Source organism: Streptomyces sp. NPDC032745 (assembly GCF_055579465.1).
Map to the genome: position 1 here is coordinate 270,920 of NZ_JBVING010000010.1, position 23,596 is coordinate 294,515.

28 protein-coding genes are annotated in these 23,596 nt (G+C 71.1%); 8 read left to right on the top strand and 20 right to left on the bottom strand.

Features of this window, described 5'->3' with window-relative positions; all coding sequences use genetic code 11:
• Window positions 1-214: 214 nt before the first annotated feature.
• The 4 genes from ACZ5WG_RS26090 to ACZ5WG_RS26105 all read right to left on the bottom strand — a co-directional run bounded on the left by ACZ5WG_RS26090 (window position 215) and on the right by ACZ5WG_RS26105 (window position 2,945).
• Window positions 215-481, bottom strand: coding sequence for a DUF4229 domain-containing protein (locus ACZ5WG_RS26090; RefSeq protein WP_468726362.1), 267 nt, complete (start codon window positions 479-481; stop codon window positions 215-217).
• A 146-nt stretch (window positions 482-627) separates the two neighbouring features.
• Window positions 628-1,152 carry a GNAT family N-acetyltransferase gene (locus ACZ5WG_RS26095; protein WP_468726296.1) on the bottom strand — a complete coding sequence of 175 codons (525 nt, stop codon included), beginning with the start codon at window positions 1,150-1,152 and terminating at the stop codon, window positions 628-630.
• A gap of 107 nt (window positions 1,153-1,259) precedes the next feature.
• The gene (gene mqnE, locus ACZ5WG_RS26100; protein WP_030302185.1) at window positions 1,260-2,423 is read right to left on the bottom strand and encodes an aminofutalosine synthase MqnE; all 1,164 of its coding nucleotides are present in this window, start codon (window positions 2,421-2,423) and stop codon (window positions 1,260-1,262) included.
• Between the two features lie 66 nt (window positions 2,424-2,489).
• Window positions 2,490-2,945, bottom strand: coding sequence for an Lrp/AsnC family transcriptional regulator (locus ACZ5WG_RS26105; RefSeq protein WP_030302184.1), 456 nt, complete (start codon window positions 2,943-2,945; stop codon window positions 2,490-2,492).
• A gap of 138 nt (window positions 2,946-3,083) precedes the next feature.
• Between ACZ5WG_RS26105 and ACZ5WG_RS26110 the strand changes: the two genes are divergently transcribed.
• The gene (locus tag ACZ5WG_RS26110; RefSeq protein WP_266626677.1) at window positions 3,084-3,218 is read left to right on the top strand and encodes a hypothetical protein; all 135 of its coding nucleotides are present in this window, start codon (window positions 3,084-3,086) and stop codon (window positions 3,216-3,218) included.
• Window positions 3,219-3,233: 15 nt separating this feature from the next.
• Here the strand turns inward: ACZ5WG_RS26110 and ACZ5WG_RS26115 are convergent, their stop codons facing one another.
• The gene (locus tag ACZ5WG_RS26115) at window positions 3,234-3,926 is read right to left on the bottom strand and encodes a UbiX family flavin prenyltransferase (RefSeq protein ID WP_468726298.1); all 693 of its coding nucleotides are present in this window, start codon (window positions 3,924-3,926) and stop codon (window positions 3,234-3,236) included.
• An 89-nt stretch (window positions 3,927-4,015) separates the two neighbouring features.
• Here ACZ5WG_RS26115 and ACZ5WG_RS26120 point away from each other — a divergent pair, with 89 nt between their 5' ends.
• Window positions 4,016-4,660 carry a rhomboid family intramembrane serine protease gene (locus ACZ5WG_RS26120; RefSeq protein WP_468726299.1) on the top strand — a complete coding sequence of 215 codons (645 nt, stop codon included), beginning with the start codon at window positions 4,016-4,018 and terminating at the stop codon, window positions 4,658-4,660.
• On the opposite strand, the gene mqnP is transcribed toward ACZ5WG_RS26120, so the two are convergent.
• From mqnP to ACZ5WG_RS26135, 3 genes are read right to left on the bottom strand one after another with little or no spacing between them, the layout of a single operon-like run.
• Window positions 4,650-5,573 carry a menaquinone biosynthesis prenyltransferase MqnP gene (mqnP, locus tag ACZ5WG_RS26125; RefSeq protein WP_468726301.1) on the bottom strand — a complete coding sequence of 308 codons (924 nt, stop codon included), beginning with the start codon at window positions 5,571-5,573 and terminating at the stop codon, window positions 4,650-4,652. The genes ACZ5WG_RS26120 and mqnP overlap by 11 nt on opposite strands.
• Window positions 5,570-6,034 carry a hypothetical protein gene (locus ACZ5WG_RS26130; protein WP_468726302.1) on the bottom strand — a complete coding sequence of 155 codons (465 nt, stop codon included), beginning with the start codon at window positions 6,032-6,034 and terminating at the stop codon, window positions 5,570-5,572. Before ACZ5WG_RS26130 ends, mqnP begins: the two co-directional genes overlap by 4 nt.
• Entirely contained in the window at window positions 6,031-7,488 is a 1,458-nt protein-coding gene (locus tag ACZ5WG_RS26135) for a menaquinone biosynthesis decarboxylase (protein ID WP_352216598.1), read from the bottom strand. The genes ACZ5WG_RS26130 and ACZ5WG_RS26135 overlap by 4 nt, the downstream gene beginning before the upstream one ends.
• Window positions 7,489-7,578: 90 nt before the next feature.
• On the opposite strand from ACZ5WG_RS26135, the gene ACZ5WG_RS26140 reads away from it, so the two are divergent.
• A complete protein-coding gene (locus tag ACZ5WG_RS26140) occupies window positions 7,579-7,893 on the top strand; it encodes a PLD nuclease N-terminal domain-containing protein (protein WP_468726303.1) in 315 nt (104 codons plus the stop codon).
• Window positions 7,894-7,962: 69 nt separating this feature from the next.
• Window positions 7,963-8,487, top strand: a complete 525-nt coding sequence (locus ACZ5WG_RS26145; RefSeq protein WP_468726305.1) for a hypothetical protein — start codon at window positions 7,963-7,965, stop codon at window positions 8,485-8,487.
• On the opposite strand, the gene ACZ5WG_RS26150 is transcribed toward ACZ5WG_RS26145, so the two are convergent.
• From ACZ5WG_RS26150 to hemL, 8 genes are all read right to left on the bottom strand, one after another.
• Window positions 8,463-8,966, bottom strand: coding sequence for an SRPBCC domain-containing protein (locus ACZ5WG_RS26150; RefSeq protein WP_468726307.1), 504 nt, complete (start codon window positions 8,964-8,966; stop codon window positions 8,463-8,465). The two genes, ACZ5WG_RS26145 and ACZ5WG_RS26150, sit on opposite strands and share 25 nt — an antisense overlap.
• Window positions 8,967-8,991: 25 nt before the next feature.
• Entirely contained in the window at window positions 8,992-10,086 is a 1,095-nt protein-coding gene (ccsB, locus tag ACZ5WG_RS26155; RefSeq protein ID WP_468726309.1) for a c-type cytochrome biogenesis protein CcsB, read from the bottom strand.
• A complete protein-coding gene (gene resB / locus ACZ5WG_RS26160) occupies window positions 10,083-11,810 on the bottom strand; it encodes a cytochrome c biogenesis protein ResB (RefSeq protein WP_468726311.1) in 1,728 nt (575 codons plus the stop codon). The genes ccsB and resB overlap by 4 nt, the downstream gene beginning before the upstream one ends.
• Window positions 11,811-11,823: 13 nt before the next feature.
• The gene (locus ACZ5WG_RS26165) at window positions 11,824-12,603 is read right to left on the bottom strand and encodes a cytochrome c biogenesis CcdA family protein (protein ID WP_468726312.1); all 780 of its coding nucleotides are present in this window, start codon (window positions 12,601-12,603) and stop codon (window positions 11,824-11,826) included.
• Window positions 12,604-12,607: 4 nt separating this feature from the next.
• The gene (locus tag ACZ5WG_RS26170) at window positions 12,608-13,201 is read right to left on the bottom strand and encodes a TlpA family protein disulfide reductase (RefSeq protein ID WP_468726313.1); all 594 of its coding nucleotides are present in this window, start codon (window positions 13,199-13,201) and stop codon (window positions 12,608-12,610) included.
• Window positions 13,202-13,291: 90 nt separating this feature from the next.
• Complete coding sequence (locus tag ACZ5WG_RS26175) at window positions 13,292-14,521, bottom strand: polysaccharide deacetylase family protein (protein ID WP_468726314.1); 1,230 nt, start codon at window positions 14,519-14,521, stop codon at window positions 13,292-13,294.
• Window positions 14,522-14,595: 74 nt separating this feature from the next.
• Window positions 14,596-15,276 carry a histidine phosphatase family protein gene (locus ACZ5WG_RS26180; RefSeq protein WP_383514457.1) on the bottom strand — a complete coding sequence of 227 codons (681 nt, stop codon included), beginning with the start codon at window positions 15,274-15,276 and terminating at the stop codon, window positions 14,596-14,598.
• Window positions 15,273-16,607, bottom strand: a complete 1,335-nt coding sequence (gene hemL, locus ACZ5WG_RS26185) for a glutamate-1-semialdehyde 2,1-aminomutase (protein WP_468726316.1) — start codon at window positions 16,605-16,607, stop codon at window positions 15,273-15,275. Before hemL ends, ACZ5WG_RS26180 begins: the two co-directional genes overlap by 4 nt.
• A gap of 305 nt (window positions 16,608-16,912) precedes the next feature.
• On the opposite strand from hemL, the gene ACZ5WG_RS26190 reads away from it, so the two are divergent.
• Window positions 16,913-17,350 carry a hypothetical protein gene (locus tag ACZ5WG_RS26190; RefSeq protein ID WP_030161262.1) on the top strand — a complete coding sequence of 146 codons (438 nt, stop codon included), beginning with the start codon at window positions 16,913-16,915 and terminating at the stop codon, window positions 17,348-17,350.
• 18 nt (window positions 17,351-17,368) lie between these two features.
• On the opposite strand, the gene ACZ5WG_RS26195 is transcribed toward ACZ5WG_RS26190, so the two are convergent.
• The 3 genes from ACZ5WG_RS26195 to ACZ5WG_RS26205 all read right to left on the bottom strand — a co-directional run bounded on the left by ACZ5WG_RS26195 (window position 17,369) and on the right by ACZ5WG_RS26205 (window position 21,167).
• Window positions 17,369-18,400 carry a serine hydrolase domain-containing protein gene (locus ACZ5WG_RS26195; RefSeq protein ID WP_468726318.1) on the bottom strand — a complete coding sequence of 344 codons (1,032 nt, stop codon included), beginning with the start codon at window positions 18,398-18,400 and terminating at the stop codon, window positions 17,369-17,371.
• 100 nt (window positions 18,401-18,500) lie between these two features.
• Window positions 18,501-19,928 (bottom strand): FAD-binding oxidoreductase, encoded by a 1,428-nt coding sequence (locus ACZ5WG_RS26200; RefSeq protein ID WP_468726319.1) that lies wholly within the window; start codon window positions 19,926-19,928, stop codon window positions 18,501-18,503.
• Window positions 19,929-20,267: 339 nt separating this feature from the next.
• Window positions 20,268-21,167, bottom strand: coding sequence for an NADP-dependent oxidoreductase (locus tag ACZ5WG_RS26205; protein ID WP_468726364.1), 900 nt, complete (start codon window positions 21,165-21,167; stop codon window positions 20,268-20,270).
• Window positions 21,168-21,325: 158 nt separating this feature from the next.
• Here ACZ5WG_RS26205 and ACZ5WG_RS26210 point away from each other — a divergent pair, with 158 nt between their 5' ends.
• Together ACZ5WG_RS26210 and ACZ5WG_RS26215 are read left to right on the top strand one after the other, a co-directional pair.
• Complete coding sequence (locus ACZ5WG_RS26210; RefSeq protein WP_468726321.1) at window positions 21,326-21,742, top strand: winged helix-turn-helix transcriptional regulator; 417 nt, start codon at window positions 21,326-21,328, stop codon at window positions 21,740-21,742.
• Between the two features lie 79 nt (window positions 21,743-21,821).
• Complete coding sequence (locus ACZ5WG_RS26215; RefSeq protein WP_468726322.1) at window positions 21,822-22,562, top strand: Mut7-C RNAse domain-containing protein; 741 nt, start codon at window positions 21,822-21,824, stop codon at window positions 22,560-22,562.
• A gap of 21 nt (window positions 22,563-22,583) precedes the next feature.
• On the opposite strand, the gene ACZ5WG_RS26220 is transcribed toward ACZ5WG_RS26215, so the two are convergent.
• Window positions 22,584-23,102 carry a hypothetical protein gene (locus tag ACZ5WG_RS26220; RefSeq protein WP_468726323.1) on the bottom strand — a complete coding sequence of 173 codons (519 nt, stop codon included), beginning with the start codon at window positions 23,100-23,102 and terminating at the stop codon, window positions 22,584-22,586.
• A 111-nt stretch (window positions 23,103-23,213) separates the two neighbouring features.
• Between ACZ5WG_RS26220 and ACZ5WG_RS26225 the strand changes: the two genes are divergently transcribed.
• Window positions 23,214-23,549: a YnfA family protein gene (locus ACZ5WG_RS26225; protein ID WP_468726325.1), complete on the top strand. Its 336-nt coding sequence runs from the start codon at window positions 23,214-23,216 to the stop codon at window positions 23,547-23,549.
• Window positions 23,550-23,596: the final 47 nt, after the last annotated feature.

Consider the following 23,596-nt stretch of genomic DNA (forward strand, 5'->3'; position numbering starts at 1 on the left):
AGGTCGACGTGCAGGCGCGCCACGAGCAGGACACCCGTGGTCATTTCATGCGCAACTGTGGTCAACATGTTTAACACGCTAACACTTTCCCTTTGAGGATCTCAAAGGTGCACTTTGAGACACGCGTACCCCGAAACGCCGAACCGCCCCGGCACGCAGGGGAAGTTCCCGGTGCTGGGGCGGTTCGGTGTGGTTTGGTCTGTGACGCAGCTAACTACGCGCGGGCGGCGTCGTCGGCCGCGTCCTCCTGGGAGCGGTTCGCGGCGAGCCGCTCCTTCGCACCCGCGACGCGTCCGGAGATCTGCGCGGACATCTCGTCGCGCTGCTTGCGCAGGAGCACGAAGGACAGCGGCGCGGAGATCACGAGGGCGAGCAGCACGACCCAGGCGGGGTTGGCGTCGCCGAGGCCGGCGGGCACCCAGCCCACGTTGACCAGGACGGCGACCAGGACGAGGCATCCGACGAAGATGCCCAGGCGCATCGCGGTGTAGCGGATCGTCGCGCTCGGCTTGAGGGACACGGTGACCCCTTCTCTCTCGTCGGTACGTCGGGTACGTCGTCACGTGCCCGTCCAGCACGTGCCCGTCCAGTGAAGCACGCCGCAGCCGCGGGCAAACCCTCCGGGGGTCAGTGCAGCGGCAGCAGCATCGTGACGTCGTCGCGGTCGTCGCCCGGGGCCACCCGGATGGCGTCCGGGACGCGGCCGACCTCCTTGTAGCCGCAGGCCGCGTAGAAGTGCTCCAGGCCCATGCCGCCGCGGCAGCTGAGCCGGATCGCCTCGACGCCGTCGAACGAGCGCGCGGCGTCGGCGACGGCCTCCATCAGCGCCCGGCCGGCGCCCCGCCCCTGGAGGCCCGGGCTGACCATGACCGTGTACGCCCAGACCCAGTGCGTCTGCAACCGGTGCGCGTTGAACGCGAGGACCGCGGCAGCCAGCACCCGCCCGTCCGGATCACGACCGACGACCAGCCGGTGGCGCCCCTCGGCCATCGCGACGAGGTGCTTCACCAGCTCGGGCCGGATGTCCTCGGCGGTGACGGGCGGCACGAACCCGACCGCCCCGCCGGCGTTGGAGACCTCGGTCCAGAGTTCGATGACGCCGTCGCGCAGTGCGGGGTCGACGACTGGGTCGACCGTGAAAGTAAGGGTCATGCAGGCAGATTATCTATTACCGACAGCCTCGGCAACGAAAAAGGCACGCCGACGCGCGAAAGGCCCCGGTCCTCGTGGGACCGGGGCCTTTCGAGCAACGGAGCGCGTCAGACGCGCATCGCCTGCGGGGTCTCGCGCAGGGCCGCGTCCGGGCCGGGGTACTCGCGGATGATCTCGTAGCGGGTGTTCCGCTCGACCGGGCGGAAGCCCGCCTCGCGGATCAGCTCGAGCAGATCGTCACGGCCGAGCTTGTTCGGCGTGCCGTAGTTGTCCGCGTCGTGCGTGATCTTGTACTCGACGACCGAGCCGTCCATGTCGTCCGCGCCGTGCTGGAGGGCCAGCTGGGCGGTCTGCACGCCGTGCATCACCCAGAACACCTTGACGTGCGGCACGTTGTCGAACAGCAGCCGCGAGACGGCGAAGGTCTTCAGCGCCTCCGCGCCCGTCGCCATCGTCGTCCGCGCCTGGAGCTTGTTGCGGACCTTGCCGTCCTGCATGTCCACGAAGTCGTGCTGGTAGCGCAGCGGGATGAAGACCTGGAAGCCGCCGGTCTCGTCCTGGAGCTCGCGCAGCCGGAGCACGTGGTCCACGCGGTGGCGCGGCTCCTCGATGTGCCCGTACAGCATCGTGCTCGGGGTCTTGAGACCCTTCTCGTGGGCGAGCCGGTGGATGCGCGACCAGTCCTCCCAGTGGGTGCGGTGGTCGACGATGTGCTGGCGGACCTCCCAGTCGAAGATCTCCGCGCCACCGCCGGTCAGCGACTCCAGACCGGCCTCGATCAGCTCGTCCAGGATGTCGGAGGCCGACATCCCGGAGATCGTCTCGAAGTGGTGGATCTCGGTCGCCGTGAACGCCTTCAGCGAGACGTTCGGCAGTGCCTCCTTCAGCGCGGAGAGCGAGCGCGGGTAGTACCGCCACGGCAGGCTCGGGTGCAGGCCGTTGACGATGTGCAGCTCGGTGAGGTTCTCGTTCTCCATGGCCTTGGCCAGGCGCACGGCCTCCTCGATGCGCATCGTGTACGCGTCCTTCTCGCCCGGCTTGCGCTGGAACGAGCAGTAGGCGCACGACGCGGTGCACACGTTCGTCATGTTGAGGTGGCGGTTCACGTTGAAGTGGACGACGTCGCCGTTCTTGCGCATGCGCACCTCGTGGGCGAGGCCGCCCAGCCAGGCCAGGTCGTCGGACTCGTAGAGGGCGATGCCGTCCTCACGGGTCAGCCGCTCGCCGGAGCGGACCTTCTCCTCCAGCTCGCGCTTGAGCCCAGCGTCCATTCCGGTCATCCCGGTCGTCTCCTCTACGCGTCCCGTCCTGCCTGCAAACCGCCACCCACCGTACTCTTAGCGCTCCTCGGGCAGGTCCCCGACCCGGTTCTCCCACTTGGTGGAGAGCACGATGGTGGTACGGGTGCGGGAGACGCCCTTGGTGCTGGAGAGCTTGCGGATGATCCGCTCCAGCCCGTCCACGTCGCCGGCGCGCACCTTGAGCATGTACGAGTCGTCGCCGGCGATGAACCAGCAGTCCTCGATCTCCGCCAGGTCGCGCAGCCGGCGGGCCACGTCCTCGTGGTCCGCGGCGTCGGAGAGGGAGATGCCGATCAGCGCCGTGACGCCGAGGCCGAGCGAGGCCGCGTCGACGGTCGCGCGGTAGCCGGTGATCACGCCGGCCGACTCGAGCCGGTTGATCCGGTCGGTGACGCTGGGGCCGGAGAGGCCCACGAGCCGGCCCAGCTCCGCGTACGAGGCACGTCCGTTCTCCCGGAGTGCCTGGATGAGCTGCCTATCCACCGCGTCCATATACCTGGAGCCTTCCATTATTCGGCGATCCCGCAAGTTTACGTATAGAATCAAAGGCGCACAGGGTCAACACCCTGTGAATCTTTCAACAGATCAGCGATGATCTCGATGATCTGACGACATCAGGAGTGGTTCACCGTGTACACGATCGAGATGGCCTATGCGCACATGCGACAGCTCCAGGAGCTGGCCAACCGATCCCGCACCGACCAGCCCGCCGCCGCCCACCGCGTCGACCGGACCCGCAAGCCGAGCACCGCGAAGAAGCGCTAGTCGCTTCTGCGCCGGTCACTTCTCACCACCGCTTGCCTCCCGGGAGCGGGACGCTCCACCGAGCTCCCCCTCCCACCGGCGGTACAGCTTGTGCGGCACCCCTGCCGCGTCAAGCACCCGCCCCGCGACGAAATCCACCAGGTCCTGGATGTGCGTCGCACCCGCATAGAACGCCGGAGAGGCGGGCAGCACCACTGCGCCCGCCTCGTCCAGCGCCACCAGATGCCGCAGCGTCTGCCCGTTCAGCGGGGTCTCCCGCACCGCGACCACCAGCCGGCGCCGCTCCTTGAGCGTCACGCTCGCGACGCGCTGGAGCAGGTCCTTCGACAGTCCGAGCGCCACCCCCGCCACACAGGCCGTGGACGCCGGCACGATCAGCATCCCCTTCACGGGGTACGAGCCCGAGCTCGGTCCGGCGGCCAGGTCGCCGGCGCCCCAGTAGCGGACGTCGTCCAGTTCCGGCCGGGCGAAGGTCGCGGGCTTGCCGTCCGCCCCGTGCTCGAGCCAGGCGGCGAGATCGTCGCGCCAGTGCGCGTCGCGGAAGGCGATCCCGGTCTCGTCCAGCAGGGTCAGCCGCGAGGCCCGGCTGACCACCAGATCCACGCTCTCCCCCGCCGCCAGCAGTCCGCGGATCACCGCGGCCGCGTACGGCGTCCCGGACGCCCCGGAAACCCCGACCACCCACGGGGTGCGCTTGCCGTCAGTCATAGCTCCGAGACTATCCGGCCACTGCAAAACGACGCTGAGTAAGGTGACCTGAGCGTCGACGGGTGGTCGGCGGGCAGGGGGATCGGGACATGGCCGGGGTACACCTCGAAGAGTGGAGCCAGGCCGAACGGGCCAAGGCCGCCGGGAAGCTGGTGCTGGGCTGGGTGGCCCTGTTGTGGCTGATCGAGGTGGTGGACCTGGCCACCGGGCACCCGCTGGACGCGTACGGGATCATCCCGCGCACCGCCGATGGACTGACCGGGATTCCCCTTTCCCCGTTCCTCCACTTCGGCTTCGGCCATGTGGCGTCCAACAGCGTCCCGCTGCTGGTGCTCGGGTTCGTCGCCGCGTCGAGCGGGATTCGGCGGTTCCTCGTGCTGTGCGCGGTGGTCGTGCTCGTGGACGGGCTCGGGGTGTGGCTGGTTTCCGCGTCGAACACCGTCACGGCCGGGGCGTCGGGGCTGGTCTTCGGACTCTTCGGCTACCTGCTGGTCCGCGGGTTCGTGGAGCGGCGGCCGCTGGGTGTGCTGGTCGGCGTCGGGATCGCCGCGTACTGGGGGGCGGGGATCCTGAGCGGCATCCTGCCGACGAACACCACGGTCAGCTGGCAGGGCCACCTCTTCGGCCTCCTGACGGGCGTCGCCTGCGCGTTCCTGTTCCGCCGCAGGCGGAACCCCTCCGGGGCTAGCCCCGGAGGGGTTCCGCCTGCGGCGCCGAGTGGCGTTACAGCGTGAGGCCGCGGGCCACCAGGTCCGCCAGGGCGCAGACGAAGAGCGCCATGCCGATGAAGCCGTTCACCGTGAAGAAGGCGCGGTTCAGGCGGGACAGGTCGTGCGGCTTCACGATCGTGTGCTCGTAGAGGAAGGCCCCCACCACGATCAGCAGGCCGAACCAGAACAGCGGGCCGGCATCGGTCGCCACGGCGTACCACGCCAGCAGGGCCGTCGTCACCGCGTGCGCGCCTCGCGCGCCCCACAGGGCCGCCGGGACACCGAACCGCGCCGGGACGGACCTGACGCCGTCCGCGCGGTCCGCGGCCACGTCCTGGCAGGCGAAGATCAGGTCGAAGCCGCCGATCCACACACCCACCGCCAGGCCCAGGATCACCGCGTCCCAGGACCACTCGCCGGTGATCGCCAGCCACGCCCCGACCGGCCCCATCGCCTGGGCCAGGCCCAGGATGGCGTGCGGGAAGTTCGTGAACCGCTTGCCGTACGGGTACACCACCATCGGGATCACCGCGACCGGCGCCAGCGCCAGGCACAGCGGGTTCAGCAGCGCCGCCGACCCGAGGAACACGGCCAGCGCGATCCCGGCCCCGGTCCAGGCCGACCGTACGGACACCGCACCCGTGACGAGCTCGCGCCCGGCGGTACGCGGATTGCGCGCGTCGATCTCCCGGTCGATGATCCGGTTCGCGGCCATCGCGAAGGTCCGCAGCCCCACCATGCAGACGGTGACGAGCAGCAGTTCGGCCCAGTGCATGGTCCGGTCGAGCCGGAACATGGCCGTCAGCGCCGCGATGTACGCGAACGGCAGCGCGAAGACCGAGTGCTCGATCATGACGAGCCGGAGGAACGCCTTCACCTTGCCGGGTGCCTGCGGCGCGGAACCGGGGCCGATGACTCCGTCGGCGGTGGTCATCATGCGAGGGCTCTCCGGAAGTCTTCGAGGCCGGCCAGCAGTTCCGCGGCCGGGAGCGGATCGAGCTCCAGCGTGTGCGGGGCTCCGTCGTCCTCCGGCGGAGTGACGTGCGCGGTCAGCCGCCAGGCACCGGCCGCCGGGTGGGCGTCGATGCGCAGGAAGTCCCCGGCCTCGACGGTGAACGGCTCGCCCGCCGCCAAGGCGGCCCCGAGCTGCTCAGCGAAGCCGTCCGCCTCGACGTCCCGTGCGCCGGGGAGCTCGAATTCGCCGTAGCCCGGGCCGTCCTCGTACATCAGCGCCCAGACGTCGCCGGGGCCGGCGAACTCCTCGGGTGAGACGCCCGCCTGCTCGGCGGCCGTCCGGACGCCCGGGTCCGCCGGGTCGATCTTCGGGCGCAACAGGGCCACGTAGACGCTGCCGGTGCCGAGGAAGAGCTCGGGACCTCCGACCACGATCGGGCTCACAGGCCGTACTCCTTCCAGCGGCGGTCCACCAGTGCCGCCGTCGCCGGGTCGGACTCCACCATGTCGGGCCAGCCGCCGTCGCGGGTGTAGCCCTCCTCGGGGAGCTTCTTCGTCGCGTCGATGCCCGCCTTGCCGCCCCAGAACTGCTGGTACGAGGCGTGGTCGAGGTGGTCGACCGGGCCCTCCACGACCGTGAGGTCGCGGGAGTAGTCCGTGTTGCCGAGCGCCCGCCAGGACACCTCGTGCAGGTCGTGGACGTCGCAGTCGGCGTCCACCACGATGATCAGCTTGGTCAGCGACATCATGTGCGCGCCCCAGATGGCGTGCATGACCTTCTGGGCGTGCTTCGGGTACTTCTTGTCGATCGAGACGATCGCGCAGTTGTGGAAGCCGCCCGACTCGGGCAGGTGGTAGTCCACGATGTCCGGCACGATGATCTTCAGCAGCGGGAGGAAGAAGCGCTCCGTGGCGCGGCCCAGCGGGCCGTCCTCCGTCGGCGGCCGGCCGACCACGATCGACTGGAGCAACGGGCGCTTGCGCATCGTCACGCAGTCGATCTTCAGCGCCGGGAACGGCTCCTGCGGGGTGTAGAAGCCGGTGTGGTCGCCGAAGGGACCCTCCGGCAGCATCTCCCCCGGCTCCAGCCAGCCCTCGATGACGACTTCGGCGTTGGCCGGGACCTGGAGCGGGACGGTCTTGCAGTCGACCATCTCGATCCGCTTGCCCGCGACGAACCCCGCGAAGAGGTACTCGTCGATGTCGCCGGGCAGCGGCGCGGTCGACGCGTACGTCACGGCCGGCGGGCAGCCGAAGGCGATCGCGACCGGCAGCCGCTCGCCGCGCTTGGCGGCGACCGCGTAGTGGTTGCGGCTGTCCTTGTGGATCTGCCAGTGCATGCCGATGGTGCGCTTGTCGTGGCGCTGGAGGCGGTAGAGGCCGAGGTTGCGCACGCCCGTCTCGGGGTGCTTGGTGTGGGTCAGGCCGAGGTTGAAGAAGGACCCGCCGTCCTTCGGCCAGGTGAAGAGCGCCGGGAGCTGGTCCAGGTCGACGTCGTCGCCGGTGAGGACGACCTCCTGGACGGGGGCGGCGTCGCCCTTCACCTTCTTCGGCGGCACGTGCACCATCGAGCCGAGCTTGCCGAACGCCTCGCGGACCCCGATGAAGCCCTGCGGCAGCTCCGGCTTGAGCAGGCCGCCGATCTTCTCGCTGATCTCGCCGTACGACTTGAGGCCGAGGGCCTTCAGGAGGCGCCGGTCGGTCCCGAAGACGTTCATGGCCAGCGGCATCGCCGAGCCCTTGACGTTCTCGAAGAGGAGGGCGGGACCTCCCGCCTTGTTCACTCGGTCGACGATCTCCCCGACCTCGAGGTACGGGTCGACTTCGGCCTTGATGCGCTTGAGGTCGCCCTCCCGCTCCAGAGCCCGGAGCAGCGAGCGGAGATCGTCGTAAGCCATAGGGGCCAGTATCCGTCACCGACTAACCTGGGAGCGTCACCGGGGCCCGAGGCGGGTCCCCCGTCACTGCTGGGGAGTCGGTCCCACACCGTGCTGCGCTACCTGCCGTTCCTGTTGATCATCGCGCTGACCATCTACGCCTTCATCGACTGCCTGAACACCCCCGAGGAGGAGGTCAAGCACCTCCCCAAGGTGGTCTGGGTGATCATCATCCTGCTCTTCTCGATCGTCGGTCCGGTGGTGTGGCTGTTCGCCGGCAGGCAGCGGTCCGTGGTCGGCGGCGGCCGGGCGCGCCGGACGCAGTGGGTCGCGCCCGACGACAACCCGGAGTTCCTGCGGTCGCTCGGCGAGGAGCGCGACAAGAACAAGGACCGGGACAAGGACCGGGACACGGACAAGGACTGAGCGCCACGGCGTCCGCGTGTGGCGCAGCGCACAATTGAACACGTTCAAGGTGGCTGCAACAATGGGCGGATGCCGGAGAACTGCGGAGGGCCGCGGGTCGTCGACACGATCCTGCGCAATCTGCTCGCGTACGGGGTCGCCGTCGCCGCCCTGCTCACCATGGCCGGTGGCAATCCGCACACCCACCACGCCGTCCCCGCCGTCTACGACGCGCGCACCGACGAGATCGTCGGCACCTGGCGCTGCATCGGGGGCACCGAGGTCGTCTTCCGGGCCGACGGGAGCGCCACCGTCACCCTCCTCTACGGGCAGGAGCGGGACTACGACCACGGCTGGCGGCTCTCCGGCTCCGGCACCTGGAAGCTGATCGGCCGGGAACCCGCCGGCTGGAACTACGGCCAGCACGTCCGCCTCCACCTGCCCGCCCCGGCCTTCGCCGCGGCCAGGGGCGGCGCACCGGACCGGCAGGCCGCACCCGCACGGTACAAGTGGACCTTCGAGCTGCGCCGCGACCACCGGCAGACCCTCGAGCTGTACTTCTTCCTCGGCGATCCGGGCGCGCGCAGCGCCTACGTCCTGGAGAAGGACGCGTAGGACGTCCGCAGCTCCGCCCAGCGGGCGTCGGTCCACCGGGACCAGTCCGCCGGATGGCCTTGCAGCGCGGATTCCAGCAGCTCGAAGTGGTGGTGCCAGCCGGCCAGGCAGTCGAGGCGGTCCTCGTCCGAGCCGGCCCGCTCGTTCAGGAAGCGGATCACGGTCGAATCCGTCCCCACCGCCTCCAGATGGAAGCGGATCCGGCCGTGCTCGCTCACCGTGTACTCCACGACCCGCTCGACGTCCCAGGCCGTGACGTGGCCCGAGACCGTCGTCCCGCCGTTCAGCCAGTGCAGCGTGACGACCCCGCCGAGCCTGCGTTCCAGGACGTCCGCCGCGGCCAGCCAGCCGCGCAGCCCGTCCGGCGTGGTCAGGGCGGGCCACACGGTCTCGTACGCGCTGGGGACGTGGACCTCGAAGCGCAGCAGCCAGCGGTTCCCGCCGCGGCTCTCACTGGTGGCATGACTCACAGGTGCCATGCCACCAGCGTCCCACTCCCGCGGGTCAGACGCCTGCGTACGAGTGCTTGCCGCTGAGCAGGATGTTCACGCCGTAGTAGTTCCAGATCCAGCAGGCGAAGGCGAAGAGCGCGAGGTACGCGGCCTTGCGGCCCTTCCAGCCGGCGGTGGCGCGGGCGTGCAGGTAGCAGGCGTACGCCACCCAGGTCACGAAGGACCAGACCTCCTTGGGGTCCCAGCCCCAGTAGCGGCCCCAGGCGTCGCCCGCCCAGATCGCGCCCGCGACGATGGTGAAGGTCCACAGCGGGAACACGGCCGCGTTGATCCGGTACGAGAACTTGTCGAGCGAGGCGGCCGAGGGCAGCCGCTCCAGCACCGAGGAGCGGAAGCGGCCCGGCGTGCGGCCCTGCTCGAGGTGGCTCTCGTAGGAGTCGCGGAAGAGGTAGAGCACCGCGCCGGCCGCACCGATGTAGAAGACCGCGCCGCAGAAGATCGCGGTCGAGACGTGGATCCACAGCCAGTACGAGTGCAGGGCCGGGACCAGCTGGTCGCTGTCGGTGTAGAGCCAGGTGGTGGCGATGCCGAGGTCCAGCAGGACGGTGGTGACCAGGATCAGGCCGAGCCAGCGGACGTTCTTCTTCAGCGCCAGGAGCAGCAGGTAGGCGCCGACGGCGACGGTGGAGAAGGTCACCGAGAACTCGTACATGTTGCCCCAGGGGGCCCGCTGCACGGACATCGCGCGGGCGACCACGCCGGCCGCCTCGATGAGGAAGCCGAGCGCGGTCAGCGAGACCGCGATCCGGCCGTACAGGTCGCCGTCCTCGGTGCCGCCGGCCGCGCCGGGGCCGTCCGGGACGTCGCGGGTGCCGGCAGCGGAACGCGTGACGACCTTCGGCTTGTCGAGGACGGCCGTGCCCCCCTTGCCGCGCACCTGGACGGCGGGAGCGTCGGCGGTCCCGGCCCCGGCGGCCTTGGTGCCGGTCAGCGCCGCGGCCGTACGGCCCACCTTGCTGCGGCTGCCGAAGATCCACTCGGTGATGTGGGCGAGGAAGGCGAGTGTGTAGACCGCCATCGACGAATAGATCAGGTAGTTACTGATCTGAGCCAGATTCTCGTTGACTTCGGCTGCGAGCGGCGTCATCCGCGCTCCCCTTCAACAGTTTCCTTGACAGGTTGGTCGGGCGCCGTGGGCGCCTGCTGGTGGAGGGCGGCGGCGAGCTGCCCCAGCTCCTCCGGGAGCTTGGCCGACTCGCTGCGGCCGAGGCCCGCCATCTCGACGACGGTCACGCCGTCCTTGCCGGCCACCGCGCGCACCCAGACCCGGCGGCGCTGGATGAACAGCGACGCGGCCAGGCCGCCGATCGCGGCGATCGCGCCCCCGAGGGCGAGGCCGCTGCCCGGCTGCCGGGTGATCGAGAAGGTGGCCCAGCGCTCGACGCCCTCGAACTTCACGGTGCCCGCGCCGTTCGGCAGCTCCATCGCCTCGCCGGGCAGCAGCCGCTTCTTGAACAGCTGCCCGTCGGCGTCCTTGAACTCCTGCATCTTGGAGGTGTTCAGCTGGTACACGTTCTGCGGCAGGCCCGCATCCACGCCCAGGCTGCCGTGGTAGGCGCTCAGCGCGAGGACGGGGAACTTCAGGTCCGGGAACTGGGAGAGCATCGTGCCCTTGCCCTCACCGGCGAAGGTCGGCACGAACATCGCGTTGAAGCCGAGCTGCTCCTTCTTCCCGTCCTTGTCGCTGTAGCCGTCCGGGACCTTCACCGCGCCGGAGGAGCTGAGGTTCGCGTCGAAGGGCAGCATCGGCACGGCGTCCTTGAAGACCACCTTGCCGGTCGGGTCGGTCACCGAGACGATCGGCGCGTAGCCGTGGCCGAGCAGGTAGACCTTGGCACCGTCGACTTCCAGGGGCTTGTTGACCTGGATCTCGCGCTTCTGCGGTGCGCCGTCCGCGCCGTCGCTGAAGGTGACGTACGCCTTGAAGTCGCGCGCGGTGCCCTTCTGCGGGCCGCTCTCCTCGTACGTGGCGTCGAACTTGTCGAGCGTGAAGGAGAAGGGCGCCAGGTCGTCGGGGCTGAAGAAGCTGCCGTACTTGAAGTCGTCGTACTGGGTCAGCGTGTTCGCGAAGCCCTTGCCGCGCAGCACGAGCTTGCCGCCCTCGGACTTGAACAGCTGGCCCCAGGCGAACGCGACCAGCATCACGATCAGGGCGATGTGGAAGGCCAGGTTGCCGGCCTCGCGGAGGTAGCCCTTCTCGGCGGCGACGGAGGCCGCTGCGGCCTCGGTGCGAAAACGCCGCCCGCCGAGGACCGACTTCGCGTGTGCGAGCACCTCGTCCGGGGCCTTCTCCGTACGCCACGTCGCATACGCGGGCAGCCGGTCCAGCCGCTTGGGGGCGCCGGGCGGGCGGCCGGTGAGCTGGCCGACGAACTGCCAGCTGCGCGGGACGATGCAGCCGATCAGCGAGATGAACAGCAGCAGGTAGATCGCGGAGAACCACACCGAGCTGTACACGTCGAAGAGCTGGAGCTTCTCGGCGAGCGGGACCCAGAAGGAGTGGTCCTTCTTCCACTGGGCCACCTTCATCGCGTCGACCTGGTTCTGCGGGACGAGCGATCCCGGGATGGAGCCCAGGGAGAGCAGGAAGAGGAGGATCAGCGCCACCCGCATGGAGGTGAGCTGCCGCCAGAACCAGCGGATCCAGCCGATCACGCCGATGCCGACGGGGCCGCCGGTGTCCTCCGCGGGGGCGGTGGACAGCTGCGCGCCGGCGGCTTCCTCGGCTGCGTTCTCGCGGGCCTCGGCGGAATCCGCGGCTTCCTCGGACGGGTTCGGCGCCTCGGTGGACGCCTTGTCTGTCGTACTCATGTGTGTGTAGTCCTCAGATCCCCACCGTGAAGCCTTGGGTCCAGCTCTGCATGTCGTTGACGATGCTGGCCCACAAACCTGTGACGAGCAGCAGACCGGTCAGCACCAGCATGCCGCCGCCGATCCGCATCACCCATGCATAGTGCTGCTTCACCCAGCCGAAAGCGCCGAGCGCCTTGCGGAAGGCGATCGCGGCGAGGATGAAGGGCAGGCCCAGGCCCAGACAGTAGGCGACGGTCAGCAGCGCGCCCCGGCCGGCGCTGGCCTGGTCGATGGAGAGCGTGTTGACCGCGGCGAGGGTCGGGCCCATGCAGGGGGTCCACCCGACGCCGAAGAGCACGCCGAGCACGGGTGCGCCGAGCAGGCCCGCGGTCGGCTTCTTGTGGAAGCGGAACTCCCGCATCGTCAGGCCCGGGATCAGGCCCATGAAGAACAGGCCGAGGACGATCACCAGACCGCCGAGGACCCTGGAGATGATCTCCCGGTTCTCCTGGAGCGTCCCGCCGAAGTACCCGAAGAGCGCGCCGGTGGAGACGAACACGGCCGTGAAGCCGGCGATGAACAGGCTCGCGCCGGCCAGCATCCGGCCGCGCCGGGCCTCGGCGAGGTCGGCCCCGCTGATGCCGGTGACGTACGAGAGGTAGCCGGGGACCAGCGGCAGCACGCAGGGCGAGAAGAACGAGACGAGTCCGGCGAGGACCGAGATGGGCAGCGCCAGCATCAGGGCCCCGTCGAGGACCGTCGTGTTCACGCCGGTCGGCTCGGCGGCCAGGGTGAGGAGCTCGGAGACCACGAGGTCACTGCTCCGCGAGCACGGGGTCGATCATGGAGCGCAGCTGCTGGTCGTTGATCGCGACGAGGGTGCGGGCGGCGATCCGGCCCTGCTTGTCGAGGACGATCGTGGAGGGGATGGCCTGCGGGTTCAGGGTGCCCGAGGGGAAGCGGAGCATCAGCTTCCCGTCCGGATCGTAGAGGCTCGGGTAGGTGATCCCGAAGTTCTCCTCGAACGCGACTGCGTTCTGCTTGCTGTTGTCGCGGGTGTTGATGCCGACGAAGGCGACGTCCTTGCCGCCGTCGGCGAGCTCCTTGGACACCTTCGCGAAGTACTTGGCCTCGTTGCGGCACGGCGGGCACCAGGATCCCCACACGTTGAGGACGACGACCTTGCCCTTGAGGCTGGTGACGTCGAGGGTCTTGCCGTCGACGGTCTCGCCGTCGAGCTTGGGCGCCTCGGTGCGCGAGCCCTGGGCGACGGTGGAGATACCGGCGGCGCCGGTCACGTAGTTGCCGCCGGCGGAGCCGTTCGGCTTGCCGCCGTCGTCGCACGCCGACAGGGTCAGGGCGCTCGCGAGGGTCACTGCGGTGAGCAGGAGAGCACGGCCAATTCTCATGTGAAAAGTTTCGCATGAGCGATTTGCGGATCTTTCCCGCCCCCCGGAGGTGCGCCAAGCCGCTGGTCAGCCGGTCGGCCGGCCGGCTGATCAGGCAGCGGAGAGGTAGGCGCCCCAGCCGCCGGCCGGCGACTGACCCGGGGCCAGCTCCTGGAGCCGGGCGAGCAGCTTGGGGTCCTGGACGTCGAGCCAGTCGGCGAACTGCCGGAAGGAGACCAGCCGTACGTCCTTTTTGTCCGACATGCCCTTGAGGGCGTCCTCGACGGCGTCCATGTAGATGCCGCCGTTCCAGTCCTCGAAGTGGTTGCCGATGAACAGCGGGGCGCGGTTCGTCTCGTACGCGCGCCGGAAGCCGCCGAGGTAGGTGCCGGTGGCCTGGGTGCGCCAGGCCGGGTAGTTGGAGGGCATGCCCCGGGTGGTGTTCTTCGACTGGTTGGCGAGGATGTTGTAGTCCATCGACAGCACCTCGAAGGAGTGCCCCGGGAACGGCATGGACTGCAGCGGCAGGTCCCAGATGCCCGACTTCTTCCCCGGCCACATCTGGAGGCCGCCGGGCGAGGAGGCGTCGTAGCGCCAGCCCAGCTTCTGCGCGACCGGCAGCATGCCGTCCCGGCCGAGCAGGCAGGGGGTGCGGCCGCCGACCAGTTCCCTGCGGTAGTCGAAGGGCAGGGGCTCGAGGTCGGTGAAGCCGGTGTTGGTGCGCCAGTTGGTGACGAAGGCCACGGCCTGGTCGATCTCGCTCTGCCAGTCGTCCGGGGTCCAGTGGGCCACGGAGCCGGAGCCGCCGCAGAAGTGGCCGTTGAAGTGGGTCCCGACCTCGTGGCCGTCGAGCCACGCCTCGCGGACGCACTTCAGGGTGTTGCGGACGTTCTCGTCCTTGAGGTAGCCGATGTCGGAGGCCCCGGCCGGGTTGTTCGGCGGCTTGTAGAGGTCCTTCTTCGACTCGGGCAGGAGGTAGATGCCGGAGAGGAAGAACGTCATGGCCGCGCCGTGGTCCTTGGCGAGCTTGAGGAAGCGGGGGAAGAGGCCGTTGCCGATCTCCCCCGCGCCGTCCCAGCTGAACACCACGAACTGCGGCGGGGTCTCACCCGGCTGGAGCGGCACGGGCCCGTCCGGCTGCCGGGGCTGCGGGCCGGAGTCGGCGGTGGAGCCGTCACCGATCGGCCGGACCGCGGGCGCGGACCCGGACGGGCCGGAGCCCCCGGGACCGGGACGGGCCGGGCGGCCGTCGGCGCCGCAGCCGACGACCCCGGCCGCCACCGCGGCTGCGCCGAGCCCGAGCAGACCCCTTCGGGTGAAGTCGCGCTTCGCTTCGCTCATGAATAGTCACATAAACGGACTTTTCAATGAAGTCGAGGCTCGGCGCGGCGATTCGACAGGACTTGTATGAACTTTTAGGCGCCGAAGGCCTTCGACTTGCCCTTCACCGGCTTCGCCCCCGCGAGGAGATGCGCCGGGACCAAGTCCCGGGCCGGCTCGCTGTAGCCCACCGACACCAGCCGGTCGCCCTGGTACGTGAACGACGTGAGCGAGGCCAGCGTGCACTGCCGGCGCCGCGGGTCGTGCCACAGCCGGCGCTTCTCCGCGAAGCTGCGCACGATCCAGATCGGCAGCTGGTGGCTGACCGCCACCGCCTCGTGGCCGCGGGCCGCATCGCGCGCCGCCTCGATGGCGCTCGTCATCCGGACGACCTGCTCCACGTACGGCTCGCCCCAGGACGGCTTGAACGGGTTCGTCAGGTGCTTCCAGTTGGCGGGCTTGCGCAGCGCACCGTCCCCGACACCGAAGGTCTTGCCCTCGAAGACGTTCTCCGCCTCCAGCAGCCGCGCGTCCGTCGCCACGTCCAGGCCGTGGCCCTTGGCCACCGGCGCCGCCGTCTCCTGCGCCCGCTCCAGCGGGGAGGAGACCACGTACGTGATGTCACGGTTCTGCAGGTGCTCGGCGACGCGCTCGGCCATCTCCCGGCCCAGCTCGGAGAGGTGGTAGCCGGAACGGCGCCCGTAGAGCACCCCGTCCGGGTTGTGCACCTCGCCGTGCCGCATCAGGTGGACGACGGTGATCTCGCTGCTGCTCATGCGGTCCCCTCCGGGGTGGCCTGCGCGGCGGCGCGGGCGGCGGCGGGCAGCGCAGCCGCGATGCGCTCGACCGCCTGCTCGTCGTGGGCGGTGGAGACGAACCACGACTCGAAGGCCGACGGCGGCAGGTACACGCCCTGCGACAGCATCGAGTGGAAGAAACCGTTGAAGCGGAAGGACTCCTGCTTCTTGGCGTCGTCGTAGTTCTTCACCTCGTCCTCGGTGAAGAAGACGGAGAACATGTTGGACGCGGTCTGCAGCCGGTGCGCCACGCCCTCCTTGGCGAGCGCGTCCGTGACCAGGCCCTGGATCTGCGCCGACACCGCGTCGAGCTTCTCGTACGCGGCCGCGTCGAGCAGCCGCAGCTGCGCGAGGCCCGCGGCGGTGGCGATCGGGTTACCCGAGAGCGTGCCCGCCTGGTAGACCGGGCCCGCCGGGGCCAGGTACCCCATCACGTCGGCGCGGCCGCCGAACGCCGCGGCCGGGAAGCCGCCGCCCATGACCTTGCCGAAGGTCATCAGGTCGGGCTTGACCCCGTCGACGCCGTACCAGCCGGCGCGGGAGGTACGGAAACCGGTCATCACCTCGTCGGAGATGTACAGCGCGCCGTTCTCCCGGCACAGGTCGGCGAGCCCCTGGTTGAACCCTTCGGCCGGGGTCACGACGCCCATGTTGCCGGGCGCGGCCTCGGTGATCACACAGGCGATCTCGCCGGGGTGCGCGGCGAACGCCGCCCGTACCGCTTCCAGGTCGTTGTACGGCAGCACGATCGTGTCGCCGGCCTGCGCCCCCGTCACCCCGGGGGTGTCCGGCAGCGCGAACGTCGCGAGCCCGGAACCGGCGGCGGCCAGCAGCGCGTCCACGTGACCGTGGTAGCAGCCGGCGAACTTCACGACCTTGGCCCGGCCCGTGAAGCCGCGCGCCAGCCGGATCGCCGACATGGTCGCCTCGGTGCCCGAGGACACCAGGCGGACCTGCTCGACGGGCTCGATGCGCCCCACGATCTCCTCGGCGAGCGCGACCTCGCCCTCACCGGGCGTGCCGAAGGAGGTGCCGCGGGCGACGGCGGCCTGGATGGCCTCCACCACGGCCGGGTGGGCGTGGCCGAGAATCATCGGCCCCCACGAGCAGACCAGATCGACGTACTCGCGGCCGTCGGCATCGGTCAGGTACGGACCGGTACCGGACACCATGAACCTGGGCGTTCCACCCACGGCGCGGAAGGCGCGCACGGGAGAGTTCACGCCGCCAGGCGTCACGAGGGACGCGCGGTCAAAGAGAGTCTGCGAGACTTTGGCTTCATACGGGTACGGGTAGCTCACACCAGCCATGGTCTCATCAGGCCGCGACTGACTTGCGGACGGGCGTTTCACCGCGCCGCCCCTGGGGAGGTCACTGCCATGATGATCAGGCTGCGTGGCGGGGGCCACGGGGCCGGGGCAGGCAAGACCAGTCGGGTGGAGATATGCAACGCGGTGGTGGACCGGGCGAGGGTACGGACGGCCTCGACCCGCAGCGCGCCCGCGAGGCGCGTGAAGCCCGCCGCCGAGGCAAGCACCGGCGGCGGGCAGCGGACGCGGCCGATCCGGCGCCCGGGCCCCTCGAGGACGCCGACGGCCTGCCCAGGGGCCGCGGCATGGGCGTGACGTACAAGTACTTCGGCGCGCCCGACGGCGCGACGGCGGCCCGGGTCCCGGTCACGATGCGGCCGGAGGAGCTCGGCGGCGACGAGCTCGGCATGGGCGGCCTGTTCACCAAGATCAAGCCGGAGACGGTGGCCGCGATGGTCCTGACCGGCATCGAGGGCATACCCCTGCACAAGGTGCCCCCGCTGGAGCTGGTCGTCCTCCACCCCGACTACGCGGTGGTCAAGCTCCCGATGACGGTGGTCGACCCACTGCGCGGCATCGGCGAGGAGTCGGTCGGCGCCGCGGCGTTCATCTGGTCCACGGTCCCGGACCGCGGCGGACCGCGCGACGCCTTCAACGTCTACCAGCTGCTCCACGAGTGGCAGGACTTCAGCCACCGCCTGCACGAGGCGGGCCACCAGCCGTACTGCCTGGTCTGGCCCTGACGGCTTCCCTTCGCCCGGTCAGCCGGCCGCGAGGGTCTTGAGGGCGCGCTCGCGCAGCGGGGTGATCCGGGTGCGCGAGGCGGCGCCGTTGTGGACGGCGTTGGTGGCGATCACCACGTACCGGCCGGTGGCGGGAGCGAGGTGGAGACTCGTTCCGGTGAATCCGTGGTGGTAGGCCACCGCGCCCCCGGCGGCGACGATCCAGCCCAGGCCGCGCTGCAGACCGGGCTCGATCTCGGCCTGCGGTTCGAGGCCGGCCCGGAACCACCGGCCCAGCGGGCTCCCGTCCCCGGCGAGCAGGTGCTCGGCGTACGTGGCGAGGTCGGCGGCCGGTGCGAAGACCCCGGCGTGTCCGGCGACGCCGCCCATGACGGCCGCGTTCTCGTCGTGGACGGCGCCCCAGAGCCGGTCGTGACCGTCGTGCCGCTCGGTCGGCGCGACCCGGGGCGACTGCTCGACGGGCCCGTACGCGGTGTCCTCCATGCCCAGCTCGGCCCACAGGTCGGCGGCCAGCTCGTCCAGCGGCTGCCCGTGGACGTGGGCGAGCACGAGGCCGAGGAGGATGTAGCCGCGGTTGATGTAGCGGTGGGTGCCCGGCAGGTTCTCCATGAGCTCACGGCAGATCAGCTCGTACAGGGGCCGCTCGGTCAGGTCGTAGAGATCGAGCCGGGTGGCGACCCGCAGGCCGCAGGTGTGCGAGAGCAGCTGCCGCACGGTGGCCTCCGCGCTCGGCATCGGCCCGTCCATGACCGGCAGGAACTCCCGTACGGGGGTGTCGAGCTCGAGCAGGCCCTCGTCGACGGCGCGGCCGACGAGCGGCCAGGTGGCGGTGACCTTCGTCAGGGACGCGATGTCGTAGACGGTGTCCGCGTCGGGAGTGCCGGGGCCCGTGAACGGGGAGACGACGCCGGCCGACCGGACGGTGCGGTCCCCGGCCGCCGTACCGCAGACGACGACCCCGCCCGGGGTGGCGCCATCGGCGACGATCTCGCACAGCGCGTCGTGCAGTGCGCTGGTCTCGGCGGTCGTGAACGGTACGGCCTGGTTCATCTGTGCCTCCGGCTCGGTGGTGGCCTCTGGTCTCCCCGCCCAGCCTGGCCATGCCGTCGCACGAGCGCCCGTAGCCGCGCCGGAGGCGGCCCGGTTGCGGCTAAGGGCTGTCGGCCCGGGCCGCCGGCGGGATGTTCTGGTTGAGCCGGAACACGTTCCCCGGGTCCCACTCGCTCTTCAGCGCCCGCAGCCGGTCCAGCTTCCGCTCCCGCGCACCGTAGGCCTGGCGGATCCGCTGCTCGCCCTCGTCCATCAGGAAGTTCACGTACACGCCCGCGTGGTACGGCTCCAGCGCGGACCAGAACTCCCGGACCCACCGGCACTCCTCGGCGAAACCCTCCGCCGTCTCCCGGATCCCGTTGATGTTGAGCATGTGGCCCAGGGCCCGGCCGCCGGCCGCCGTGTCGTCCTCGCCGACCCGGGCGACCGCACCGCCCAGCTGGAACAGCGGGAACCCGCTCTGCGGAGAGGCGATCCGCGCCGCGTACTCGGCCATCGTCTCCACGGCCCCGTCGGCCAGCCGGTCGAGGCCGCAGCCCCGGAAGTAGTACCACCAGCCGTGCGGGAACGACGGGTCGAACATCGCCTGGTGCGCCAGGTACGGCTTGGGCCGGCACAGATCGAGCAGCGGCCGCCCGAACTCCCGCATCGGCCTCATCACGTCCTCCCCGGCCTCCACGTCCCCCACCCAGCAGCCGATCACCATCACCACCCGCCGGCCGTACAGCTCCGGCGGGATCGCCGGCAGCGGCGGGACCTTGCGGTGGACCACGATCGTCGTCAGCTCGTCGGGCACCCCCGCGATCCACTCCCGGTAGCGGCCGAGCACCTGCACCGAGTCCTCCACCGGCCACATCACCGGCCCGGCGAGCACGGTCGGGCCGACCGGGTTCAGCCGGAACGTGAACTCCGTGACGATCCCGAAATTGCCTCCCGCCCCGCGCATCCCCCAGAACAGCTCCGGCTCGTGCGACGCGCTCGCCGTGATCCGGTCCCCGCCCGCGGTGACCAGGTCCACCGACAGCAGCTGGTCCACGCTCAGCCCGTACTTGCGGCTCAGCCAGCCGATCCCGCCGCCGAGGGTGAGCCCCGCGACCCCCGTGTGCGTCACGATCCCCGACGGCACCGCCAGCCCGAACGGCTGCGTCGCCGCGTCCAGCTCGCCGAGCAGCACCCCCGCCTGGACCCGGACCGTACGGGCCTCGGGGTCCACCCGGACCTCCTTCAGCGCCGACAGGTCGATCACCACGCCGCCGTCGCAGACCGAATGCCCGGGGAAACTGTGCCCGCCGCTGCGCACCGCAACCGGCGCGCCCGTCTCCACCACCCACTTCAGCGCCGCGACCACATCGGCCGAACCGGTGCAGGGCGCGATCAGGGCGGGATGCCGGTCGATCGAACCGTTCCAGATCCGCCGGCGCTCCTCGTACGGGGCATCCCCGTCCCGCACCAGGCTCCCCCGGAAGGAACGCGCCAGCTCGTGGTACGCGTGGTCGTCCAGCCGGACCGGCACGGTCGAGGTACCCATGGGACACTCCCGGCGGCTCGTCGCCGCTCTCCCACGAGTGTTCCACCGCGGAGACGGGCGGGCCAGCCGTAGTCCGCTTGCGCGCACTGTTCGCTGAGGTCACCGCGCCGGGTCACGGTGGGCACAAGGCCGCGCCCCCGCCACCGCCCCCGCCGGCCCAGCCTGATCCGGCACCGGGAGCGGTGACCGCCGGGGAACGGGCCGCCGGCTGGGGCCGGGCCGTCGTGGCCGCGCTCGCCGGCAGCACCGTCTCCGCCACCCAGGTCCTGATGCACGTCGCGCCCCCGGACCCCGGCTACGCCTGTTCCACTGAGGCCCGGGCCCCCGGGCGGGCCGCCGTCAGGAGGCCGTCAGGACCAGGCGGCCGCGGTTGCCCGGCTCCGCCAGGCGGGCGTGGACCTTCACCGCGTCCGCCAGCGGGACCGTCTCCGAGACCCGCAGGGTCAGGGCGCCCGCGTCCACCAGACCCACCAGCTCCGCCAGGTGCGCGCCGTCCGCGGCGACCTCCTGCTCCACCACCCGGATCCCCCGCTCCGCGGCCGGGCCGGCGTGCGGCCGCAGGCCCACGTAGACCCCGCCGTCACGGATGAAGCCCAGCGCCGGTTCCCCCAGGACGGCCGCGTCCACGACCCCGTCCACCGGCTCGGCCGGAGCCGAGCCCCGCGGGACGAACGCCGTCGCGCCCAGCGACCGTACGAACTCCTCGTCCGACTCCCCCGCCAGGGCCGTCACCACCAGCCCGGCCCGTACCGCGAGCTGCACCGCGAGCCCGCCGACCATCCCTGCGGCCCCGGTCACCAGCACCGAGGACCCCGGGGCCAGCCCCAGCAGCCCCACCGCCCGTGCGGCGGTCAGCCCGCTCAGCGGGAGCGCGGCCGCGGCCACGGCGTCCACGGTGACCGGCGCGGCCGCCACCGCCGAGGCGTCGAGCACCGCGTACTCCGCGTGCGTGCCCAGCGGCTTGACCGGCCCGTAGTGCAGACCGACCACCCGCTGCCCCGCCGACCAGCCGGTGACTTCGGCGCCGACCGCGTCGATCTCGCCCGCCACGTCCCAGCCGAGCCCGAGCCGCGTCCCGGCGCCGCCGAAGACACCGACGCGGACCGCACCGTCCACCGGGTTCACCCCGGCCGCCGCGACCCGGATCCGGACCTGGCCGGCCCCCGGCTGCGGGATCGGCACCCGCACGATCTCCACCTGCTCCGGCCCGCCGAAGGTGTTCACGACGGCCGCCTGCATGGTCCGTACGGTCTGCGCGTTCTCGCTCATGGTGTCTCCCCGCTTCGGTTCGTTCGCTCGTTTCCTGCGTTCAACTGAGCACTAACCTAGGGAGAGGTACTCTCCTTTCGTAAGTACGTACTCGAAGGTGCGTACCCGACCCGGAAGTGGGGCACTTGATGGCCACCCGTACCGCCGCCGCGCTCCGCGAAGAGGCCCGTTACGCCTACGACGCGTTCCTCAAGGAGTGCCCCACCAGCCAGCTCCTCGCCCGCATCAGCGACAAATGGGTCGGCCTCATCGTCGCCGCCCTCGCCCAGGCCGAGGACAGCTCCATGCGCTACAGCGACCTCGGCCGCAAGATCCCGGGCGTCAGCCAGAAGATGCTCACCCAGACCCTGCGCTCCCTCGAACGCGACGGCCTCGTCACCCGCACCGTCACCCCCACCGTCCCCGTCCGCGTCGACTACCGCCTCACCGGACTCGGCAACAGCCTCGCCTGCCTCCTCACCTCCGTGAAGCAGTGGGCCGAGAACCACTTCGACGAGGTCGACGCCCACCGCACCGCCTACGACGGCTCCGCCGCCACCGCGTGATCCGGCCGCGTGATCCGGCCGCGTGATCCGGCCGCGTAATTCGGCCGCGCCGCCGCGGCCCCAATGGCATGCTGACAGCGTGAACGGACCCGGCATTCAGCTCACCCTCGCCCCCGAACTACGCCTGTTCGCCCCGCCCAGCCGGCGGGCCGAACGCGTACCGACCGCCACCGACGGCGCCTCCAGCCTCGGCCACGTCGTGGAATCGGCCGGCGTCCCGCTCACCGAGGTCGGCCGGCTCCTCGTCGACGGCCACGAGGTACCCGTCTCGTACGTGCCCAGCGCCGGGCAGTCCGTCGAGGTCTTCGGCGTCGAGCGACCCCAGCAGATCCCCGGCGCCCCGCCGCTGCGCTTCCTCCTCGACGTCCACCTCGGCACCCTCGCCCGCCGCCTGCGCCTGCTCGGCGTGGACGCCGCGTACGAGAACGAGGACATCGGCGACCCCGCCCTCGCCACCCGCTCCGCCGCCGAGCAGCGCGTGCTGCTCTCCCGCGACCGCGGACTGCTGCGCCGCCGCGAGCTCTTCGCCGGCGCGTACGTCTACAGCGACAACCCCGACGAGCAACTGCGCGACGTACTGGGCCGGTTCGCCCCCGCCCTCACTCCCTGGACCCGCTGCACCGCCTGCAACGGGCCCCTCCGCAGCGCCGACAAGGACAGCGTCGGCGACCGCCTCGAGAGCGGCACGCACCGCTCGTACGACGTCTTCGCGCAGTGCACGGCGTGCGAGCGCGTCTACTGGCGCGGCGCCCACCACGCCCGCCTGGAGCGGATCGTCAGCGAGGCCGTGGAGGAGTTCGGCGGCGTGGCCACCCCGTAGCAGGCCGGCCCCGCCCCCGGCTCAGAAGGCGTAGGCGTCGCCCGTGTCCAGCGCCAGCACCGCGTGCTGGTTGTTGGACAGGTCCCGGTCGGACGCCCCGCCGTTCCACCACGTGTCGATCCGGACCACCACCTCCGGCACCCGCGCCTTCAGCTCCAGCAGCAGCCCGATGTGCCGGCCCCGCCCGTGCAGCGGCAGCGCGCCCGTCTCGCACACCACCTCGCGCAGCCCGGCCCGCGCGCAGCCCTCCGCCAGCTCCTGCCGGTCCGCGAGCTCCGCCGACAGCCGGACCCGCAGCGTCGCGTTCGGCAGCGCGGCCGGCCCCTCGTTCTGCGGCACCACCCACACCCTCAGCCGCCCCTGGGACAGGGACACCCGCCCGTGGTACGCCAAGTCCGCCTCAGGTCCGCTCCACGCCTCGGCGCTCCCGGACATCCCCGGCACCCCGGGCACCCCAGGCACCCCGGACACCCCGAGCACCAGCAAGCCCGCCACCACCACACTCCGTACGGCACAACGGCGCACCGCCACCACCTCCACGCGCGGAGGCTAGCCAGCACCGCCTCCGTCCGGTCGGACCATCACACGAACGAGGGCGCGCCCTCCCCCATCCGGCGGGGCGCCCGCGCCCCCCTGCGTACGCTTCGAGCCATGCTGATCGCACGCTCCGCCGCCCTGTTCGCCCTCGCCGCCCTCCTCGAGATCGGCGGCGCGTGGCTCGTCTGGCAAGGCGTCCGCGAGCACAAGGGCTGGGCCTGGATCGGCGCCGGCGTCATCGCCCTCGGCCTCTACGGCTTCGTCGCCACCCTCCAGCCCCAGGGTGACTTCGCCCGCGTCCTCGCCGCGTACGGCGGAGTCTTCGTCGCCGGCTCCCTCGTGTGGGGAATGGCCGCCGACGGCTACCGCCCCGACCGCTGGGACATCGCCGGCGCCCTGGTCTGCCTCGCCGGCATGGCGGTGATCATGTACGTCCCGCGCGGCCGCTGACCCCCGCCTATGCTGGCGGGTATTCGCCCGTACGAACGACCGACCGC